Genomic DNA, 20,379 nt, shown 5'->3' on the forward strand with positions numbered 1-20,379 from the left:
ACCCCTCCCCTCCCCCCCCCCCCCCCCTCCCCCCCCCCCCCCCCCCCCCCCCCCCCCCCCCCCCCCCCCCCCCCGCGCCGACTGGCCGAGTTTCCCTTGAGAGGCAAGGGAATCTAGGCGGTCCGGAGACCGCCGTCAGAGAAGATCGCGAAGCCGGCGGAGGTCCTGCTTATGCGGGCAGGAGGAAGCGAACCTTCGGGCACCGCACTTCTTTCCGCGTGCAGTGGGAACAATGTCGCGGGAAATGGTTCTCCGGTGCGGAACGCGGCCGTCGAACAGCGGTAGCAGCTGGAAACCAGGCCCTCGGGCGGCCCCACCGTCGGGAGGATCCGCTTCCGGTGCTCACCCCGCGGTCCTCGCCGGTCGACGGCAAGACCTACCGGCTTCCGCTGCACGAGGGCGCCGTCCCTGACCAAGGGGAATCGAAGATGGGCTAGGCTGTACTCAGATGTTCTCAACATCTGAGTTGCCCATCCAAACGTCTCCGAACGGAACTGGTCCGCATGCGAGTACTTTTCGCCAGCCTTGCGTCGGTCGGCCACACCTATCCGCTGATCCCCCTCGCCGTCGCCGCCAGGGACGCCGGGCACGAAGTGCATTTCGCCGCGGGCGAGCACGTCCACCCGCCGCTGCTCAGGAACGGGCTCCGGCCCTTTCGCCCGGCGGATTCGTTCTACGAGATCTACGCCGAGGACCTCGAACCGGAACTGGCCCGGCTACGGCCCGACCTCGTCGTGCACGAATGGGGACTGCCGGGGGCGGCCGTCGCCGCGGAGCGCGCCGGAATCCCCGGCCTCTGGCACGGGTTCGGCCGCATGATCCCCGAAGGCATCGGGCTCCAGCAGCCCACGCGGGCCGGCGGCGCGCCTGACCGGCCACATCTCGACATCTGCCCGCCGTCTTTGCAGGACAAGGGATTCCTCGCGACGGCCGAGCGCATCGCACTGCGTCCCGTGCCCTATTCCGAACCGGCACCACGCGTCGAAGGGATCACGCGGCCGCTGATCTACCTGACGCTCGGGACCGCGTTCGGCACGCCGGAAGTACTCACCACGGCCATCGAGGGGTTGGCCCCGCTCGGCGCACAGGTCGTGGTCGCCGCCGGACGGGTCCACCCGGCGGAACTCGGCGCCGTGCCGGACAACGTCACGGTGCGGTCGTGGATATCGCAAGCGGAGCTGTTGCCGCACGTCGACGCGGTCGTGCACCACGGCGGCAGTGGCACGACCCTCGGCGCGCTCGCCGTCGGCGTCCCGCAGCTGGTCCTCCCCCAGGGAGCCGACCAGTTCGCCAACGCCGAAGCCCTGGTGGCCGCGGGCGCCGCGCTGAGCCTCCAGCCCGGCGAACTCAGCGCGGAGGCGATCACCGAACACACGCGGAGTCTTCTGCCGCACCACGGAAACACCGAGCATCGCGACGCGGCCCGTGCGATCGCCGGGGAAATCGCCCGGATGCCCTCCCCCGACGAGGTCGCCCGCGACCTGCCGAAGTGGGGCCGAGCCTAGGCCCGCCGCGTGTCGTCCGCCGGATCACGCGTGTCGTTCAGCGGATCACGCGTGTCTTCCGCCGGATCACGCGTGTCTTCCGCCGGATCACGCGAAACCGCCACCCGCGCACCGGCAGTCGACACCTAAGACACCGTTGGCCCTAACGCGCCAAACCCCTCACGGCGCCTCAGAACCCGAAGAGCTCCTGCGGTACTTCGTGCTCGTCCGGCCAGGTCAGCCAGGCGACGTCGGTCGGGCCGATGGCGCAGTTGGCCACCCGCCAGGACCGCGCGTCGTCGTCGACGTTCGTCTCGCTCTTCTTCTTGAGCAGGGCGACGTAGACGTCGGACATGACGCCATCGGCCCGCTTGTTCTCGTAGACGGTGCCGGCGTAGTACGCACGACCGGCTTCGGTGCCGCGCATCGTCCCCTGCAGGAACACCCAGGGACCGAGCCGGTCGAGCTGTTCCACGGCGACCCGGACCCGATCACCGAACTCCTGGTCGAGCCGGGCGGTGGCGGCCTGGAGTACCGCCTCCCGGACCGGGTCGCCGGGATTCAGCGACACCGGAAAGGGTCGTGCGGACGGGGTGTACATCTAGCTACCTCCCACTGGCGGGGCAGCGACGCGGCCGACGACGGCGGCCGCGTCAGCTTGCCCGGTGACGCGCTGGCGTTGTGTCGGATCAGGTCGGCGGGGTGAGGATCTTCACGAGGCCGCCACCGCCGCCCATGCTGATCTTCTGCGAACCGTCGGGGTTGACGTTGTTCGAGCCGATGAACTGGCCGTCACCCGCGTACAACACGACGTGCCCGCCGTTGTTCGAGATCACCACGTCGCCCGGTTTCGCTTCGGAGAGCGGCACGGACTTCCAGCCGTCCGCCTCGAGGTTGGCCGACAGACCCGCGACCGAGGCACTGGCCTGCCCCTTGTCGATCAGGCCCGCCGCCTCGAGACAGCCGGAAACGAAGTTCGCGCAGTTGACGTTGTTGGGCACCCACGACTGCATGGCGGGCAGTTCACCACTGCCCTTGAGGTCGCCGGCGTTGCGGCCGAGGAACCTCTCGGCGATCTTCGCCGGGTTGTCCCCCTGGGCGTCGATCGGTTTGGCGGGCCTGCCGTCGCCCTGCACCCCGGCGACACCACCGCCGCCGCCTCCGCCACCACCACCACCGCCGTCCCCGCCCCCGTAGCTGGGCGTGCTGCTCACCCGGGAGTCGACGGGCTTGGCGTTGACGCTCGACGCCGTGGTCTGGCCGTCATCGGCGGGCACCAGCTCGAGGAAACCGCCCTCGATCTCGAGGCCCAGCGGCTTGAGGAGATCGTCGATCTGCTTCTCGGCCTCGTCCAGGGCCCGCTCGATCTCGTCCTTCTTGCCGTTCGAGTCTTTTTCGTTGAGCTGCCGGAGCCGCTCGATGTCCGACGCGGCGGCGGCGATCTCGTTTTCGTTCTCGGAACCGTTCTTCCGACGCCGGGCCGAGTCGATCAGCTTGCGATTGTCCGCGTCCTTGTCCTTGGCTTCCTGGGCGAGCTGTGCGACCTTCTTCTTGACCTCGTCCAGGATTTCGGAGACCCGCTGGAGGATGTTCTTGGCCGCCTCGGCCTTGTCGCTGACCTTGTAGCTGGCCTTGCCGAGCTTTTCGAGGTGCTCGGCGACGGCGTCGGCGTCCTTGCCTTCCCATTCGCGCAGCACGTCGTCACGGAAGAGCTTGAGATCGTCGCCGAGATCGTTCGCCCTGGTGGCCGCGCCGCCGACCTTCCTCGCCTGGTCGTTGACCGCGCTCGAATTGAGCTTCTGCGCCTGCTGGGCGTGTTTGTCGATGGCGTCCAACGACTTCGGGCGGTCATGCGACGGGTCGTCGAGTGTGCTCGGATTCCGCTCCGCGGTGGTCATCGGTAAATCCCCCTGCTTCCCGTCTCAGTCCGATCAATCCCGCTCGCGGGCGCCGCCGCGGAGGGTGTGGACACCCGCGGCTTCGTCGTTCCGCATCCGCTCGGCGGCGTTGGCCAGCGCGTTCGACGCGGCGTCGACGAGCTTCACGGCGGCCGCCAGCTCGGCGTTCACGCCGCGGTGGAACCCCTTCATCGTGGTCCCCGTGCTGGCCGCGTTCTTCAGGTCGCCGAACGCGCCTCCGGGATCGCCGTCGCCCAGGTCCTTGCCCGTCCCGCTGAAGCCGTCCTTGAGCCCGCCGACCTTCTTGGCCAGCGCGGCGATCTGCTCTGGATCGAATCGGCGAGTCATGAATGATCCCTCCAGTCCCGGCGCCTGCGCGCGTGCTTGCCTGACCCACACTGTTCTACCGCGCACCTTATGAGTTCACACTCACCCGTGCGCGTCGTTTCCCGAAACGCGATGACGCCGTTCGTGTACATCGACGCATCGGGCCGCGCGGTGGTTCCCGGAAGATTTCCGTATCCGGTCCACGCGTGTCGACGACGCCCTCGGCGGGAGGATCTTACCCTCCCGGCCCCCGCTGACCACGGGATGCCGAGCCGGGTCCTGACCCGGCCGGGTCACCGGAAGAACTCGTTTCCCGGATGTTCTTCGTCCCCGACAACCGCGGCGCCGGTGGCGACGTCGACAACCACCTGCGCCATCGTCGGGGGCATCGTCGCCGCGCGCGGGGGCGTGCCGCAGTCGTGGCAGGTCGCTTGCGAACCGCTCCCGGGGGGCGGGCCGGAGTCCTAGACCAGGCCGAGTTCGCGTGCCCGGACGCCCGCCTGGAAGCGGGATTCGGCGCCCAGCGCGGCCATCAACTCGGCCACCCGGCGCCGGTAGGTCCGCACGCCGAGGCCGAGGGTCCGGGCGGCGGCTTCGTCCTTGACACCGCTGCCGAGCAGGTCCAGCACCGCGGGCGCGAGCCGCCGGATCTCGGCGACCTGCGCGTCGTAGACGGCGAGATCGGTCGCCGATCGCCAGGCCGTTTCGAACAGCGACATCACCCCCTGCACGGTTTCGGGCTGGGTGATGACGCTGTAGCCGCGTTGCCCGGCGGTGAGGTCACCGGCCAGGATCACGAGCCTGCCGTCCATGATGATCGTCTCGTTGACGTCCTCGGTCGAGACGCGGATCTGCGCGCCGAACCGGCCGCTGACCCGGGCCAGCTCCTGCGCGGAGGCCGAGTCGAGCAGCAGACCGGCCCGGTAGATCTTGCGGATCCGCAGCTCGCCGGACCGGCGCTCGGTGGCCGCGGTGAGCTCGTCCGGCCGCCGACCCGCCACCCAGGTCGCGAGGTCGTTGGCGGCGCACGCCAGCTCGGTCACGGTCGAGAACAGATGCCCGACCCGGCGGAACAGTTCTTCTTCGCCGCGCACGACGGTGACCGAATCGCCCGCCCTCGTGAGGCCGTCACCCGTCCGCATGGCCTCGATACTGCCCCAACCGCACGGCTCGCGACCAGGTGGCAGGTTGTTGCCATTTCCTGACCACCGGCGGGCCCGTCACGACGCTGATGGGTATGACGAACCTTCACGACGACGCGGGCACCTGGCGGCTCGGCGACCTCACCGTCAACCGCGTCGGCCTCGGCGCGATGCGGTTGACCGGGATGCCGTGGGACGAGAAGCCCAAGAGCCGCGAGGACGCGATCACGGTCCTGCGCCGCGCGATCGAACTCGGTGTCGACCACATCGACACCGCTTCGTTCTACTTCACTCCCCAGCGGTCGGCGAACGAGTTGATCAGCACCGCGCTCCAGCCCTATCCCGAAGACCTCGTGATCACCACGAAGGTCGGCGCGGGCCGCTCCCGCGACGGCGAGTTCTCCTTCGCGCGGCCGGATCAGCTCCGCGGCCAGGTCGAAGAGAACATCCGGCAACTCGGCCTCGACCACCTCGACGTCGTCAACCTGCGCTGGGGCTCCGGGATGGGCAAGGAACGCGGATCGCCGGCCGAACACTTCGGCGCGCTGGCCGACCTGCGCGAGGCGGGGCTGATCCGCCACCTCGGCGTCTCCAACATCGTGGCGGACCAGCTGACCGAGGCGAGGACGATCGCGCCGGTGGTCTGCGTGCAGAACCGCTACGGCCTGGCCGACCGGGAAGACGACGCCCTGGTCGACCTGTGCGCGGAGCACGGCATCGCGTTCGTGCCCTTCTTCGCCGTCACGACCTCGTTTCCCGGCGATCCCACGCCCGGCTCCGTTCCGGGCGAGGCCGAGATCGCGAAGGTCGCCGCGGCACACGACGCGACCCCGGCGCAGATCCGGCTCGCCTGGACCCTGCACCGCGGCGAGCACGTGCTCGCCATCCCGGGCACCGGCGATCCCCGCCACCTGGAGGAGAACGTCGCGGCGGGCGGCATCCGGTTGAGCGACGACGAACTGGCGCTGCTCGACACGGTCGGCCGCGGCGGGCGAGAGTGAGCGGTCGGTCCAGGTGGTCGTGAGTGGCGATTCGGGCTAGAGCCAAGAGGGTTTCAAGTACCTGCTGCGGGTGGGTCCGGACGCCGCCTTGAGCCTCAGTGGCACCACCAGCCATGGCGGCGCCCGGTAGGTCCCTTTCCCAGTACATGAAGGCCCCCTTCCTTGCGCCTAGGTACAGGAAGGGGGCCTTCATGTACCTCACCACGCAGTAGGTGCCTAGAGAGGGCTCGCTAGAACCTGAAACGTTACTCACGACCCGCTGTACCGAGGCCTCACCGGCGGATGCGGTGGTCCACGGCGACCCAGTTCGTTTCCCAGGTCGTCCCGCCGTCGGCCGAGAACGCCTGCTCGAATTTCGCCACGTCCGGACCGTGGCGGACCACGAGGAAGCGCACCTTGATCGGACGGTCGCCGATCCGGTCGTCGCCGTGGAACTCGCCGACACCGTCGCGGAAGCCGCCGTAGACCGCCGGGGTGAGCAGACCGTCGCGCATGTTGACGAAGGTCAGGCTCCACCGCCGCGCCTGGGGTTCGTACAGCCGCAGGTTGAGCGCGTCGATGCGGCCGTGCGGCCCCGAGACCGCGAACTCGAGGACGTTCGCCCGCCGGTCCATGAGCGGGCGCACGGTGCTGGTGCCGTCGAACTGGAGCCACTGGTCCGCGGAGTCGGACAGCGGCTCGGCGAGCACCCGCACCGTGGACCGCCAGGTCCCGATTTCCCAGTCGAACGCCCGCTGCCCATCGGCGCTCGAAGCGACCGAAGCGACTGAAGCCGCGGGAGAGACCGCTGTCGCGATCAGCATCAGAGCCGAAAGGCCCACTGTCAGGATTCGTTTGTATGGCACGGTCATGGTCCGACTATCCGAGCGGAGGACGGCCATGAACAAGAAGGCACCTGCGGGTAACCTTTCGCGTCCCAACCCGCTGCCCGGCTGTCCGATGGCCGCGGCGTTCGCCGCGATCGGCGGGAAATGGAAGCTGACCCTGCTGTACTGGCTCGCCCACGGCGAGTCCCATTTCGCCGGTCTTCGCCGCCGGGGCACCCCGATCACACCCAAGGTGCTGGCCGAACAGCTGCGCGAACTCGAGGCCGACGGTCTCGTCGAACGCGTGGTCACCGGGCCGGTCCCGGCGCGCGTCATCTACCGGCTCACGCCCTACGGGGCCACGGTCCTGCCCGTGGTCGAGGAGGTCCGGGTCTGGGGTGAGGCGCGTCTCCGGCGCACCCAAGGCGACGCCGCGCCGAACACGGCGATGGGGTGCGCCGAGGCGATCAGGTAGTCACTTCGCACCGGCCCGGCGGGCGGCGGTCGCGGTGGCGAGGGTCTGGAAGACCTCTTGGGTGGCGGCGAGGTCGATGCAGGCGTCCGTGATGGACTGGCCGTAGGTGAGCGGCCGGTCGGGGTGGAGGTCCTGGCGGCCCGCCTGGAGGTTGGATTCGAGCATGACCCCGACGATGCCGCGCTGGCCGTTTTTGATCTGTTCGGCGATCTGGCCCGCGACGACGGCCTGCCGGAGATGGTCCTTGCGGCTGTTGTCGTGGCTGGCGTCGATCACCACACGGCGCGGCAGGCCAGCGTTCTGCAGGGCGGTGAGCGTTCCCCGGACGGACGCGGGATTGTGGTTGGGCGCGCTGTTGCCGCCGCGCAGGACGACGTGACAGTCGGGGTTGCCGACGGTGTGCAGGATGGCGGGCAGCCCGCTGGGGTCGACACCGGGGACGACGTGCCGCGCCTCGGCGGCACGGATCGCGTCGACGGCCACGGTGACATCACCGTCGCGTCGGTTCTTGAAGCCGACCGGCATGGACAGGCCGCTGGCCAGCATGCGGTGGTTCTGGCTTTCGACGGTGCGGGCGCCGATCGCGCCCCACGAAACGGTGTCGGCGAGATAGGCCGGGATCGTGGTGTCCAGCCACTCGCACGCGGCGGGCAGCCCGCCCTCGGCGAGTTCGAGGAGCAGATCCCTGGCGATGCGCAGGCCGCGGTTGACGTCACCGGTGCCGTCGAGATGCGGGTCGTTGATGAGCCCTTTCCAGCCGCCGATCGTGCGGGGCTTTTCGAAGTAGACGCGCATGACGATCAGGAGGTCGTCGACGAACCGGCCGGCGAGGGCGGCGAGGCGGTCGGCGTATTCGAGGGCGGCGGCGGGATCGTGGATGGAACAGGGCCCGGCGATCACGAGCAGCCTGTCGTCCGTGCCGTCGAGGACGCGGAGGACGTTTTCCCTGCCTTGCCGCACCGTGTCGGCCGCGGTGGCGCCGAGCGGCAGTTCGTGGTGCAGCAAGGCCGGGGTGACCAGCGGGACCATACGGTCGATGCGCTGGTTGTCGAGTTCGACCGCGGCGATGGTTGTCATCACAGATATCCAGGGTTTCTGCCGGTACCGGGCGGGAGGGAAAGCCGGGATTTCCCTCCCCCGGACGGCGGTCTCGGGTGAATGAAGAAGCAAGCTGGAGAAAAGCCCGGCATCACTCAAGTGAGGAGATTTCCCTTACCCGGAAAATCTCCCACCATCGTTCACGCGAAACAATGGTGAAAGCCCTGTCCAACCCGATTCCCGCTGATTCAGCGGCCGGTCCAGGTCGGATCCCTTTTCTCGGCGAAGGCACGGGCTCCTTCGCTCGCGTCGGCACTGCACCGTCGACGTTCTTCCCACGGATAAGAGGTTTTGAACGCCTCTTCGAGCGGAAGGTCGAGCGAGCGCAGCGCGGCCTCCTTGATCGCGCGGACCGAAAGCGGAGCGGCCCGAACGAGGCTGTCCGTCCATTCGGCGACGCATCGATCCAGTTCGGCGAACGGTACGACCTCATTCACCAAACCGTGACGAAGCGCCGTCGCCGCGTCCATTCTGCGCCCGGTCAGCAGATATCCCATCGCCACTTTCTGCGGAAGCTGCCGCGGCAACCGGAACACGCCGCCCGCGCCGGCGATCAGGCCGAGACGGACCTCCGGCAACGCGAAGACGGCATCCTCGGAAGCGACCACGATGTCGCAGGCGAGCACCAGTTCGAAACCGCCGCCCAACGCGTAACCGTGCACCCGGGCGACCACCGGTTTGGACAGGGTGAACCGGTCGGTCAGCCGGGGATGCCCCGGCTGACCACCACTGCCGAACGTCGAGGCCTCGACGCCTTCCTCGGTCAGCCGCGCGCGTTCCTTGAGGTCCTGCCCGACGGAGAAAGCGCGATCTCCCGCGCCGGTCAGGACCACCACCCTGATCTCGTCGTCGGCTTCGACGTCGTCCCAGATCCCGGCGAGTTCCGTATGCATCCGCCGGTCCATGGCGTTCAGCACTTCGGGCCGGTCCATCGTGACGTAGGCGACGTGGTCCTTTTTCTCGTAGCGCACCCGGGTCTCACTCATCGCGAGCCCACCGCGAAACCGTCCACCTTGCCGATCACGTCCGCGCCGTAGACGCGCAAAGCCTGCTGCAGCGCGAATTCGGCCAGGTACCGGCGGAATTCCTCCGGCGGTTCCTCGGCGAGGTTCAGCATGCGCCGGTTGGCCACCACGGCTTCTCCTTCGAGCCGCGCCAGCGCGTGGTCGATCGCCGCGTCCATCTCCTCCGGCGGGACGACCTCGTCGACGATGGACCTCGCGTCCGGTTCGTCCGCCCGGAGCCGTCGTCCGCCGAGGATCACCTGCCGGGCCACCCGCGGCCCGGCGATGCGGGAAAGCCGGAAATTGGCCGCGCCGGGGATGATCCCCTCCTTCGCCGCGGGCAGGCTGAGGTACGCGTCGGACGCCGCCAGCACGTGGTCGAAGACCAGGAGGAGCTGGGTCCCGCCGCCGATGGCGAAGGAATCGACGGCCGCCATCCAGGGCTTGTCGGTCGACCGCGACCGCCACGAGCAGTCCGTGAGCAACCCGCGGAAGATCTTCTGGAGGTAGCCCATTTCCCGCCGCAGAAGGAAATCGACGAGCGGGATGTCACCGGAGCTGAGCTTCTTGAGGTTGATCCCCGCGCAGAACACCCGGCGCCCCGCGTACCGCGGATGACTCATCACCCCACCCCGCAGCAGTCCCACCCGGACGGCCGGATCGAGCAGCACCAGGTCGACCGCGGTCTCCATGTCATCGACCTGCTGGACGTCCTCGGCGTTCAGGCAGTCGTCCCGGCACAGGGTCAGATACGCGACACCGTCCCGGCGTTCCAGCCGGACCGCCTCCATCCGCAGGACACCGGTCTCGACGAACTCGGGCAGCAGCCGCAGCGCCCTGGTGGTGGGCCGCAGCATGGCGTCGAGCAGATGCGGACCGGCCTTCGGCGCGCGCAGGATCCCGCGCAGGAAGATGCCCTGGTCGATCTCGCGGCCTTCCTTCTCCGCCTGCGGACGCGACCGCTCGGCCGCCATCTGCTCCTCCGACGGCACCAGACCGGGAAAGGCGAGGGCGGCCGCCCGGACGAGTTCGCCGATGCGCAGGTACCGCGTCCGGCCACCGGTGAGTTCGTCGTAGATCTCTTCGGCGTGTGCCTCGACGAAAGCCGTGCGCGAGGCACGGACGTCGTCGTCGACCCGGTGGGCCTCCCCCGCCAGGGCCCGGAGATCGAGCCCTGGCGAATGCGTTGTCACGACTTGGCTTCCCGCCGCAAGGCCCGGTCGGCCGCCGCCAGGTGGGAACCGAGCGCCTCCTCGAAGGTGGTCGAGCCCGCTTCGAAGATCAGCTGACGGCGGATCGCCGTTTCGGGTCCGTCCGTGACCCGGGACAGCTCGGCCAGCGTCTTCGCCGGGTCGTCGGACACCTCGTCGATCAGGTCGAGGGCGAGCGCGCGATCCGCCTCGATCGGGGTGCCGACCAGCACGGCCCGCCGGATAGCGGCCGCACCCGCCTGCTGGGTGAGCCGGTAGAGGCTCATCCCCGGCCAAGCACCGCCGCCCGCCCAGGCGAGCCGCAACCGGGTCCCCGGCTCGGCGATCCGGATGTCGGCGGCGAGCAGCAGATCCAGTGCCATTCCGGCACATTCGCCCGACGACACCGCGACGGTGAGCCTGCCGAGCCGTTCGAACCGGCGCACGACACGCTCCCATTTGGAGACCAGGCCGACCGCCAGTCCCTTCGTCCAGTCGGCGGGCGGGGCGCCCGTGACGTGGACGATGACCGGTCCCGGTGCACGCTGGTCCTCGGCACGGTCGCAGAGACCGTCGATCTCCTCGACCGCCGCGGCGGACAGCGGTCGGGAGCCGTCGAAGCGCAGCACCGGTTCGCCCTTGATTTCGTTCCGCGTCACCATTGGATAAGCGCCATTTCGATTGTGGAGCCAGGCCCCATGGTCATGAGCACGCCGTAGTCCCCCGGGCGGGCGACGTCTTCGTCGGCGAGCCGCTCGTAGGAGAAGAGGAAGGAGCCGCTGGAGAGATTCCCGTAGTCACGGAGCACACCGGTGGTGTGGCGGACGTCGTGCCGGCTCAGGCCGAGGTTGACGACGACGGCGTCGATCACCTTCTTCCCGCCGGAGTGCACCAGCCAGTGGCCGATGTCGCTGCGGCGCAGGCCCGTCCCCGACAGCAGCCGGTCGATGACGATTTCGGCGTGCGCGCCGACCACGTAAGGAATCTGCGGGTCGAGGAAGAAACTGAACCGGTCCTGGTCACGGTCCCAGTCGTAACGCATCGCGTCGACGGCGTCGGTGATGATGTAGCTGGCGAATTTCAGGACGCGCGGACCCGGCACGCGTCCGTCGCCGGAGATGAGCGCGAGAGCCGCGGATCCGTCGCCGAAAAGGCTGTTGACCACCGCGGTCCGCATGGTGCCGTCGAGGGCGTAGGCGGCGGAGCACGCCTCGCTGCACAGGACGACGCCGAGTTCGCCTGGATGGGCCGCGGACCAGCCCGAAACCACGTTGAGCGCGTTCAGTCCGGCGTTGCAGCCCATGCCCACGATGTCCGAACGGCTGCAATGCGGGTCGATGCCCAGCTCTCGGATGATCAGCGCGCTCAGCCCGGGGGTCAGGAAACCGGTCGAGGTGACACAGCACAGGTGACGCAGGTCCGAAAGCGTCGCTCCGGCCGACTTGAGACAGGCTTCCAGCGCCCGGCAGCCCATGTCGACGGCGATCTTCTTGTGCTTGTCGAGGAGGTCACCCTGCGGTTCCGCCGCGCGGGCGCCGCCGGGACCCTCCGGCGGCAGGGTGAGGAAACGCCGATCGATGGCGCTGTTGAGGAAGACCGAGCGGATCTTCGGATCCTCGATGTCGAGGATTTCGAGAAGGTCGGATTGCGAGTAGGACGATTCGGAAACCGCGGTCCCCACACCGGCGAACCTGGTGATCTCGGTGAGTCCCGTCAGTGCGGAAAAGTCCTCGGCTGATTCGGCGAGAGCAGTCATCGATACATCCATCCCCAAGTTCGCAACTTGCTTCGAAGGAGCTGCTTGAACTGCGCAGCGGACATCGATCTCACCTTTCTCTGTTCTCGTTTCGGATAATGGTCCGTGAAGGACTCCTTGAGGGACTCTGGGTCCCTCAAGGAGTCCTTCACGGACAGGGAAAGTCAGGCGGAGAGCGGGACTCCGGACAGCCGCCGCTCGATCTCGCGGCTGGTGGCGTAGTCGGGCAGCAGGCCCCGCTCCCGCGCTTCGGCGAGTGTGATGGCCACCCGGTCCCGATCGGACAGGATCGGGTCGACGCCGGAGTCGATGGGCAGGCCCAGTGCGGGATCCAGTGCCGAGAGGGCGAGTTCGTTCTCCGCCACATAACCCCCGGAAAGCATGTAGGACATGACGGTGTCGTCCTCGAGCGCGACGAAGGCGTGGCCGACACCGACGGGGAAGTACATCGTCCGATGGGCCTCCTGGTCCATCAGGACCGCGTCCCACTTCCCGAACGTGGGCGAGCCGACCCGGATGTCGACCACGATGTCCAAGGCCTTGCCGCGGGCGCAGTAAACGTACTTCGCGATCCCCGGCGGAGTCACGGTGTAATGGACGCCGCGCACCACGCCTCGTTTGGACAAACTGTGGTTCGTCTGCGCCACGGGAAAAAGCGGTCCGCCGTGGGCCTCGATGAAGGCTTCCTCCTGGAACGGCGAGATGAACAGGCCCCTGTCGTCCGGGAAGACGCGAGGGGTGAATTCGAGCGCTCCCTCGACGGCGAGTTTACGTGCTTGCACAGCTGCTCCTGTGGTTGGCGTGGTCAGAGGTCGGACAGCACTTCGCGGACCGCGTGGATGACCTTGTCCTGCAGGTCCGGGGAAAGCGCCGGGTACATCGGCAGCGAGAAGATCTCGCCGGCCAGCTTCTCGGTGACCGGCAGCGAGCCGGTCTCGTAGCCGAGGTGGGCGAACCCGGTCATGGTGTGCACGGGCCACGGGTAGCTGATGTTCAACTGGATGTCGTACGCCTTGAGCCGCTCGAGGATCTCGTCGCGCCGGGGATGGCGCACCACGTACACGTAGTACACGTGCTCATTGCCGGGAACGGTCCGCGGAAGCTTCAGCTCGGTGTCGCCCAGACCTTCGACGTAGCGTTCGGCGACAGCGCGGCGGCCCGCCGTGTACGCGTCGAGCCGCTTGAGCTTACGCCGCAGGATCTCGGCCTGGACCTCGTCCAGACGACTGTTGTGGGCGGGTGTCTCGATCGTGTAGTAGCGCTCTTCCATGCCGTAGTACCGCAACCGCCGCAGCCGCCGCTCGACGTCTTCGCGGGAGGTGATGGTCGCGCCACCGTCGCCGTACGCGCCGAGCACCTTGGTGGGATAGAAGGAGAACGCGGCCGCGTCCCCGGTCGACCCCGCGATCGTGCCGTTCTGCCGGGCCCCGTGCGCCTGCGCGCAGTCCTCCAAAATGGACAGTCCGTGCTTCGCCGCGAGCTCCGTCAGCGGAGCCATGTCCACACACTGCCCGTACAGATGCACGGGCAGCAGGCATTTGGTGCGCTCGGTGACCGCGGCGGAGACCTGGCTCGTGTCCATCAGGAAGTCGTCCTCGCGGACGTCGACGAAGACCGGGGTGGCGCCGGTTCCGTCGATGGCGACCACGGTCGGAGCGGCGGTGTTCGATACCGTGATCACCTCGTCGCCCGGACCGACACCCAGCGCCTGGAGGCCGAGCTTGATGGCGTTCGTCCCGTTGTCGACGCCGACACAGTGCCCGACCCCGTGGTACGCGGCGAACTCCTCTTCGAAGCCGCGCAAGCTCGCACCGAGCACGAGCTGCCCCGAGTCGAAGACCGTCTCGACCGCATCGAGCAGGTCGAGCCGCTCCTTCCCGTATTCGGCCAGGTAGTCCCAAACGCGCGTGGTCATGAGCGAGCCTTTCCGTGAACTGGGGTGGTCAACGCGGCGACGGTGCGGCGCACGCCCTCGGACAGCGAGATCTCCGGACGCCAGCCGGTGATCGTCCGGAAGGAGGTGGAATCGATGGTGATGCTGCGAAGATCCGTCGCGGGCGCGTGGGACGGTGGTTCCACGCAGGTCACCTCCACCGGGCTCTTTCCGGTGTGCTCGGCCATCTCCTTCGCCACGAGCCGGAACACCTCGCCCAGCCGATCGCCCCGGCCGGCACCGATCAGCCAATGCCCGCCCACCAGGGAATCCGGGCTGTCCAGTGCCGCGGTGAACGCCTTCGCGACGTCCTCGACGTGGATCAGATCGCGTCGCACCGTCCCGTCACCCCAGATGGTGAGCGGCAGGCCTTCGAGCGCTCGCCGCGCCATGGCGGACACGACACCACGATCGTGGTTCGCCCCTTCCGTCGCGGTCTCACCGAAGATCGTCGGCAGCCGAAGGCTGATACCGCGCACCCGGCCATCGGCGGTGGCCTTCTTGAGGAGCTGTTCGGCCTCGAGCTTCTGCACGTCGTACGGAGTCGCCGGATGATCGGGCTCGCTCCCGTCGAGTGGTTCCCGTGGTGGCACACCGACCTGCGAGGTGGTACCGCCGAACACCACCAGCGGAGGCGTCCCTTCGCCACTTCCGAGGACATCGACGAGGTCCCGCAGCACGCCGACGTTCACGCGTTCGCCACCCTCGGTCTCGGCCGCACGCCAGCCGCCGTCTCCCAGTAGCAGGTAGACGACGGCGTCCGAACCCGCTACCGCGTCGGCGAGCGCCGCCCGGTCGGTGAGGTCGGCGGTGACGACGGTGGTTTCCGCTCGGCCGGGCGCGGGGGTGAAGTGCTTGCGCGCCACCGCCCGCAGCCGGATCGGCCGCCGGGCCAGTTCGCGCGTGACGGCCGAGCCGATGAAGCCCGACGCGCCGAGAACGGTGATCAGCTTCACGTCACGCACCTCCGTGCGGTTGTGCGGTCAAGGCGTTGATACACGCCAGGAGTGTGCGGGCCTCCACGTTGACGTAGTGCCCGTGCCGGGTGAGCGCGGTGAGCTGGGCCGGCGTGACCCAGGCGTAGCCGGGCGGCGGATCGGCCGTGTCGTCCGCCTCGACCACGAGATAGCGGGCCCGCACGTTGAGAAAACGGCCGCCTTCTTCGGAATGTATCGCCTCGTAGAGGATCCGCGACCGTGGAGCGGCCAGGACGGTGTCGAGGAAGAGCGGGCGGTCCTCCGCCGGCAGGTGCGCGTAATTGTGGGGCGTGCACTGGACGGTCGGCGCCAGCTCGACCGTGTCCACGAAACCACCGTCGACCCTGGCGTGCACGAGAACGTGCGGCACACCACCGATTTCGCGCACGAGGAACGCGACGACGCCCGGCCCGACGGATTCGAGCAACGGCTGGGTCCAGCTGATCTTCTCGCGGTTGCCGCCTTTCACCGCCACCGCCAGTACCTTGAAGTAGCGGCCGTCCTCGTGCTCGATCGCTTCGACACCTTGCTTCCAGCCGCGGACGTCCTTGAGCGGAATGCGGCTGGGACGCACGTCGTGGCGCGAACGCTCGTTCGTGAACCACGACAGGAGCTGGACGTCGGAGAGCACCGCGCCGGGAGCCGGGTCATGGTAGGGAAGACACGACAACACGCTCCGCGCGTTCATGTTGATCGTTTCGTCCTCGTACATCAGCTGCGCGATCTGGCCGAGGGTGAGCCAGCAGAAGTCGTCCCACTTCGGCACGTCGTCGAGGGTTTCGACGATCATGTTGCGATTGCTCTTCCGGAAGAACCAGGAACCCTGTTCCGCCTGGAGGACGTCGACGATGACCCGGTCGGGGTCGGGCGGGGCGAAGTACTCGATCAGTTTGACGTTCGTACCGCCGTGCGCCTTGGTGTAGTTGCTGCGGGTGGCCTGCACGGTCGGCGAAAGCTGCACCAGATTGGGGTTTCCCGGCTCCATCTTGGCCTGCATCAGGAAGTGCAGGACCCCGTCGAACTCCTTGCCGAGAATGCCGAGGATGCCTACCTCGGGCTGTTTGATGACCGGCTGCTGCCACTCGCGGTAGGGGCCGTCACCGTGCGGACCGTCTTGCTCGATCACGTGCAGGCCTTCGATGGCGAAGAACCGTCCGCTGCTGTGCACGAGATTGCCGGTCCCGTCCTGGAACCCCCACTGGTCCAGCTCCGCGAACGGGATGTGGTCGACGTGGAAGACGTTGGCCGCACGGCGTTCGGTGATCCACGCGCGGACGTCTTCGGTCCGCATGTGCACTCCGTCCGTGGTGGCCGCCGACAAGGCGATGCGATCGGCGTGGCCGCGATCGTCACGCGGGCGCACCGAGGGAGGTGGTACCAGGCGACGCAGCATCAAAGGACTTCCCGTCATCGCGCTGCTCCATGTCGTCGATCGGTCATTGGCCGGCACTGAGGAGAAACCGCGAGGGTCTCCCTGAGCACCGACGGAAGTCCCGGGCGCGTCACCGCTACGTCAGCCCCCATGCCCCGGCAAAAGGTAGCTTCGGACGCTCGCGAAGGTCCAGTTCGTCCAATTCGCTTTTCCGGATTCGGCCCGTGTGATCGGCGCTTGTTCGACGTTCTGGTTTCGTTGTCGTCCCTCCAGTCACGTGTGCCGTCCCTCAAAACACGCGTGCGGCGAGCAGGATCACGGGAAACTAGGGAATCTGTTCTTTCTGGTTCGTCGCCGTTTGCGTGCTCCAAGCCCGCTGTTCGGTCTCCCGCACTTGCTCCTCGGCGGTCTGCTCCAGCCTCTTCATCGCGAACCGCAGGATGGGCGGGGCCATCAGCGGTGTGACGATGGCGACGAGGATGACGATCGTGTAGATCTCCACGCCGAGGATGCCCAGCCGCAGACCGACGGTGGCGACCATGATCCCGATGACCCCGCGCGCGTTCAGCCCGGCGCCGAGCGCCAGTCCCTCCCACTTGTTCAGGCCGCTGATCCGCGCTCCGGCGTACACGCCGACGAACTTGCCGATGATGGCCAGCGCGAGCACCACGAGTCCCGTCAGGAGTACCTCTGGGCGGATGAGCGCGGTGAGATCCATCCGCAGCCCGGCCGTGGCGAAGAAGAGCGGTGCGAACACCGAAAGGACGACGGTGCGCAGGGGCGCGAGCTTGACCGGGTCCACCTTTCCCGCCGTACCGATCAGGATGCCGCAGATGAAAGCCCCGAAGAGGGCCTCGAGACCGAGGGCGTGCGTACCGGCCGAAGCGAGGAGGAGCAGGGCGACAACGACACCGACGGTGGCCCAGGGACCGTCGGATTGGCCTGCCATGCGCAGCGCACCCCGTGCCAGCGGCCTGCCGAGGGTGAGCGCGAAGACGACGATGGCGATCAGACAGGCGAGGGAAACGAGCACGGTGCCTGCCGTGACCGCCTGCACCGCCATCGCGCTGACGACGGACAGCAGTAACCAGCCGAACACGTCGTCGATCATTCCCGCGGCGAGCGTGAGCTGTCCGACATTGCGGTGCAACAGGTTCATGTCGATGAGGGTCTTCGCGATGACGGGGATGGCGCTGACGCACATCGCCACGCCGAGGAAAAGAGCGAAGACGGTGACGTCGGTGCCGTCGGGAATCAGCACCCGCGGCAGGACGAAACCCGCGCCGATACCGAGGCCAAGAGGAATGATCAAGCCGCCGAAGCCGACGCCCGCGGCGGCACCGAAGCGCCGCCGGACCATGCGCATGTCCATCTGCATACCGGTGAGACCGACCAGCAGCAGGACACCGATCTGGCCGACGGCGTCGAGAAGGTGGTACTGCTCGGCGACCGCCGGGAACAGCCAGCCGTGCAGCCCCGGTGCGGCCCACGCCAGCAGCGAAGGGCCGAGAATCACCCCGACGAACAGTTCGCCGACGACAGCGGGCATCCCGAACCGGGCGGCCAGGCGCCCGAAGACGACGGCGAGCAGGAGCAGCAAACCTGCCTGGAGCAAAAAGATCAGGAGACTGTGCGCGGCGATCGGGGCGATCGGCGCGGGAAGTGAGAGAAGCACCTTCCTCCTTCAGGGAAGGTCCACCGCGGAGACACCCGGCATGTGGTGGACACGAACAGAACAATGCGGCGTTCGCCATCGGGAAAGCCCGTCCGCGGCGGAGCCGTCAGCCGTACCGGACGACCCGGGTGCCCAGCCGCCGGGCCGCGCTCAGCGAGTCGCAGCCCGCCAGGCCCATCGCGTTCCGGAGTTCGACGGCGAGCAGGTCGAGCACCTGCCGGGCGCCCTCTTGGCCGTCCGCGGCCAGCCCCCACATGACGGGCCGCCCGACCAGCACCCCCGACGCTCCGAGCGCGACCGCCTTGAGCACGTCCCCGCCGGTCCGGATCCCGCCGTCCAGCAACACTTCGCAACCACCGGAAACCGCGTCCGCGATCTCTCCCAGCATTTCGATCCCCGGGACGGCGCCGTCCAACTGACGGCCTCCGTGGTTGGACACCACGATTCCGGCGGCACCCGCGTCGACGGCGCGGACGGCGTCCTCGACCGCGAGGATCCCCTTGAGTACCACCGGAAGGTCCGTATGCGCACGGACCGCCTCGACGGATTCCCAAGTGGCCGGGGCGAATTCACGCGCGGTGTGGTCGGCGACGGCCGAAAGCCCGTCGGTACGGCGATGCGCGGCCGCACCGGCGTCGAAGTTGGCCGCCGTCACCGATTCCGGCAACGCGAAGCCGTTCCGCATGTCACGCAACCGCCGTCCCATCCACGGCACGTCGACGGTGAACACGATCGCCTCGCAACCGGCGTCCTCCGCACGGCGTACGAGCTCCAGTGACCGCTTTTCGTCGCGCAGCCAGTACAGCTGGAACCACGGCCGCCCACCGACGGCCGCGATCTCCTCCAGCGGAACACTGCTCAGGGTGCAGATGGTGTACGGCACGCCGGCGTCCCGCGCCGCGCGTGCCGCCGCGAGCTCCCCTTCGGGATGGAACAACCGCTGGTACGCGACCGGCGCGACCGCCACGGGGAGTGCGGCGCGCCGGCCGAGAACCTCGGCCTCGGTGGTGCCGCCGGTCAGCTCGCGCAGCATCCGGGGGATCACGAAGATCCGCTCCAGCGCGGCGCGATTGGCCTCCAGCGAAGCCTCGGCCCCGCTGCCCCCGGCGAGAAAATCCCAGATCTCGCCGGGGAGGGCCGTCCGTGCGGCACGTTCGAGGTCGTCCAGGCAGAGGTGGGTCATCGCCGGGCGGGGCCGAGCTTGCTCTGCCCGGTGCGCTCCAGCTCGACGGCTTCGTACAGGGCCTTGATGTTGGAGCTGCCGAAGGTGCCGGCGCCCTGGCGCTCGATGATCTCGAAGAAGATCGTCTTACGCGGATGCGTGGAAGCGGTGAAGATCTGGAACAGCTGCCCGCCGTGGTCCTCGTCGGCGAGCAGTTTCGTCTCGCGCAGATCGTCCAGCGAGTGCGTCTCCAGCTCGATCCGCTCACCGAGCAGGTCGTAGTAGGTGTCCGGCGTCTTCAGGAATTCCACGCCGCGCGCGGCGAGCTCCTTGACCGCGCGGACCGCGTCCGGGCTGGTGAAGGCGATGTGCTGGACGCCGGAACCGTGGTGCTCCTTGATGAAGTCGTCGATCTGGCCGGGGTCGGCGGTCTTGTCGGGCTCGATCAGGGTGAGGGTGACCGCCCCCGAAGCGCTCTGCACGACGGTGGAGTTCATCGCCTGGGCACCGACCATGATGTGCTCTTCGAAGATCTGCTTGAACCCGAGGGCACGCTCGTAGAACGCCACCGTGGGGCCGAGATCCCCCGCGTTCAGGCAGACCGCGAAGTGGTCGATCTCCCGCAGATCCACCCCTCCCTTGCCGCGGGAGGCTTCCTCGGTGGTGTCGTTCTGGATCAGGGTGTGCACGACATCGCCGAAACCGCTGACAGTGGCCGTGACGACCGAGTCCGCGCGCTTCTCCGGCTCGCGGATGGGCTCCGCACCGCCCTTCACCGCCGCTTCGAAAGCGGCGGCCACGTCGGGAGTGCGCAGCGCGATGTCGGCCACCCCTTCGCCGTGGGTCTGCAGGTACGTGGCCCCTGGGTGGCGGTCCGACAGCGGCTCGGTGAGGACCAGCGTGATCGCGGCGTGCCGCAGCGTCACGCCGCGGTGGTCGGCCGACCGGTCGGTGGCGACGACGGAGAAGTCGTACCTGTCCATCCAGCCGGACGCGGCCGCCTCGAGGTTGGCCACATACATTTCCACATGGTCGATCTCGAAGTTCTGCGTGGTTTCTTGAGAAGACAAGACATTCCT

21 protein-coding genes are annotated in these 20,379 nt (G+C 68.3%); 3 read left to right on the plus strand and 18 right to left on the minus strand.

Features of this window, described 5'->3' with window-relative positions:
• Nucleotides 1-503: 503 nt before the first annotated feature.
• The gene (locus ACZ6DT_RS16335; protein ID WP_465595045.1) at nt 504-1,505 is read left to right on the plus strand and encodes a glycosyltransferase; all 1,002 of its coding nucleotides are present in this window, start codon (nt 504-506) and stop codon (nt 1,503-1,505) included.
• Here the strand turns inward: ACZ6DT_RS16335 and ACZ6DT_RS16340 are convergent.
• The 5 genes from ACZ6DT_RS16340 to ACZ6DT_RS16360 form a co-directional block, all read right to left on the minus strand.
• Entirely contained in the window at nt 1,502-1,630 is a 129-nt protein-coding gene (locus ACZ6DT_RS16340) for a hypothetical protein (protein ID WP_465595048.1), read from the minus strand. The two genes, ACZ6DT_RS16335 and ACZ6DT_RS16340, sit on opposite strands and share 4 nt — an antisense overlap.
• A 44-nt stretch (nt 1,631-1,674) precedes the next feature.
• The gene (locus ACZ6DT_RS16345) at nt 1,675-2,085 is read right to left on the minus strand and encodes a hypothetical protein (RefSeq protein ID WP_465595051.1); all 411 of its coding nucleotides are present in this window, start codon (nt 2,083-2,085) and stop codon (nt 1,675-1,677) included.
• Between the two features lie 88 nt (nt 2,086-2,173).
• The gene (locus ACZ6DT_RS16350; protein WP_465595054.1) at nt 2,174-3,382 is read right to left on the minus strand and encodes an NlpC/P60 family protein; all 1,209 of its coding nucleotides are present in this window, start codon (nt 3,380-3,382) and stop codon (nt 2,174-2,176) included.
• A 33-nt stretch (nt 3,383-3,415) separates the two neighbouring features.
• Entirely contained in the window at nt 3,416-3,730 is a 315-nt protein-coding gene (locus tag ACZ6DT_RS16355; RefSeq protein WP_465595057.1) for a hypothetical protein, read from the minus strand.
• Between the two features lie 443 nt (nt 3,731-4,173).
• The gene (locus ACZ6DT_RS16360) at nt 4,174-4,851 is read right to left on the minus strand and encodes a DNA-binding response regulator (RefSeq protein ID WP_465595060.1); all 678 of its coding nucleotides are present in this window, start codon (nt 4,849-4,851) and stop codon (nt 4,174-4,176) included.
• Between the two features lie 95 nt (nt 4,852-4,946).
• Here ACZ6DT_RS16360 and ACZ6DT_RS16365 point away from each other — a divergent pair, with 95 nt between their 5' ends.
• On the plus strand, nt 4,947-5,852 hold the full coding sequence (locus ACZ6DT_RS16365) for an oxidoreductase (RefSeq protein ID WP_465595063.1): 906 nt from the start codon (nt 4,947-4,949) through the stop codon (nt 5,850-5,852).
• 272 nt (nt 5,853-6,124) lie between these two features.
• Here ACZ6DT_RS16365 and ACZ6DT_RS16370 read toward each other — a convergent pair whose 3' ends face one another.
• Complete coding sequence (locus tag ACZ6DT_RS16370) at nt 6,125-6,703, minus strand: hypothetical protein (protein WP_465595066.1); 579 nt, start codon at nt 6,701-6,703, stop codon at nt 6,125-6,127.
• A 28-nt stretch (nt 6,704-6,731) separates the two neighbouring features.
• Between ACZ6DT_RS16370 and ACZ6DT_RS16375 the strand changes: the two genes are divergently transcribed.
• Nucleotides 6,732-7,133 (plus strand): winged helix-turn-helix transcriptional regulator, encoded by a 402-nt coding sequence (locus ACZ6DT_RS16375; protein ID WP_465595069.1) that lies wholly within the window; start codon nt 6,732-6,734, stop codon nt 7,131-7,133.
• Here the strand turns inward: ACZ6DT_RS16375 and ACZ6DT_RS16380 are convergent, their stop codons facing one another.
• The 12 genes from ACZ6DT_RS16380 to hppD all read right to left on the minus strand — a co-directional run bounded on the left by ACZ6DT_RS16380 (nt 7,134) and on the right by hppD (nt 20,370).
• On the minus strand, nt 7,134-8,210 hold the full coding sequence (locus ACZ6DT_RS16380) for a 3-deoxy-7-phosphoheptulonate synthase (protein WP_465595072.1): 1,077 nt from the start codon (nt 8,208-8,210) through the stop codon (nt 7,134-7,136).
• A gap of 209 nt (nt 8,211-8,419) precedes the next feature.
• A complete protein-coding gene (gene dpgD / locus ACZ6DT_RS16385) occupies nt 8,420-9,217 on the minus strand; it encodes an enoyl-CoA-hydratase DpgD (protein ID WP_465595075.1) in 798 nt (265 codons plus the stop codon).
• Entirely contained in the window at nt 9,214-10,428 is a 1,215-nt protein-coding gene (gene dpgC, locus ACZ6DT_RS16390; protein WP_465595078.1) for a (3,5-dihydroxyphenyl)acetyl-CoA 1,2-dioxygenase DpgC, read from the minus strand. The genes dpgD and dpgC overlap by 4 nt, the downstream gene beginning before the upstream one ends.
• The gene (gene dpgB / locus ACZ6DT_RS16395; RefSeq protein ID WP_465595081.1) at nt 10,425-11,087 is read right to left on the minus strand and encodes an enoyl-CoA-hydratase DpgB; all 663 of its coding nucleotides are present in this window, start codon (nt 11,085-11,087) and stop codon (nt 10,425-10,427) included. The genes dpgC and dpgB overlap by 4 nt, the downstream gene beginning before the upstream one ends.
• On the minus strand, nt 11,081-12,181 hold the full coding sequence (gene dpgA / locus ACZ6DT_RS16400; protein ID WP_465595084.1) for a 3,5-dihydroxyphenylacetyl-CoA synthase DpgA: 1,101 nt from the start codon (nt 12,179-12,181) through the stop codon (nt 11,081-11,083). The genes dpgB and dpgA overlap by 7 nt, the downstream gene beginning before the upstream one ends.
• Nucleotides 12,182-12,345: 164 nt before the next feature.
• Complete coding sequence (locus ACZ6DT_RS16405; protein WP_465595087.1) at nt 12,346-12,963, minus strand: dTDP-4-dehydrorhamnose 3,5-epimerase family protein; 618 nt, start codon at nt 12,961-12,963, stop codon at nt 12,346-12,348.
• Between the two features lie 23 nt (nt 12,964-12,986).
• Nucleotides 12,987-14,096, minus strand: coding sequence for a DegT/DnrJ/EryC1/StrS family aminotransferase (locus ACZ6DT_RS16410; protein ID WP_465595090.1), 1,110 nt, complete (start codon nt 14,094-14,096; stop codon nt 12,987-12,989).
• Nucleotides 14,093-15,070 carry an NAD-dependent epimerase/dehydratase family protein gene (locus tag ACZ6DT_RS16415; RefSeq protein WP_465595093.1) on the minus strand — a complete coding sequence of 326 codons (978 nt, stop codon included), beginning with the start codon at nt 15,068-15,070 and terminating at the stop codon, nt 14,093-14,095. The genes ACZ6DT_RS16410 and ACZ6DT_RS16415 overlap by 4 nt, the downstream gene beginning before the upstream one ends.
• Nucleotide 15,071: 1 nt before the next feature.
• Entirely contained in the window at nt 15,072-16,484 is a 1,413-nt protein-coding gene (locus ACZ6DT_RS16420; RefSeq protein WP_465595686.1) for an NDP-hexose 2,3-dehydratase family protein, read from the minus strand.
• A gap of 304 nt (nt 16,485-16,788) precedes the next feature.
• Nucleotides 16,789-18,138: a cation:proton antiporter gene (locus tag ACZ6DT_RS16425; protein ID WP_465595096.1), complete on the minus strand. Its 1,350-nt coding sequence runs from the start codon at nt 18,136-18,138 to the stop codon at nt 16,789-16,791.
• Nucleotides 18,139-18,244: 106 nt separating this feature from the next.
• Nucleotides 18,245-19,321, minus strand: coding sequence for an alpha-hydroxy acid oxidase (locus ACZ6DT_RS16430; protein ID WP_465595099.1), 1,077 nt, complete (start codon nt 19,319-19,321; stop codon nt 18,245-18,247).
• Entirely contained in the window at nt 19,318-20,370 is a 1,053-nt protein-coding gene (gene hppD / locus ACZ6DT_RS16435; RefSeq protein ID WP_465595102.1) for a 4-hydroxyphenylpyruvate dioxygenase, read from the minus strand. The genes ACZ6DT_RS16430 and hppD overlap by 4 nt, the downstream gene beginning before the upstream one ends.
• Nucleotides 20,371-20,379 lie beyond the last annotated feature (9 nt).

The organism is Amycolatopsis sp. NPDC041971, from assembly GCF_055588925.1.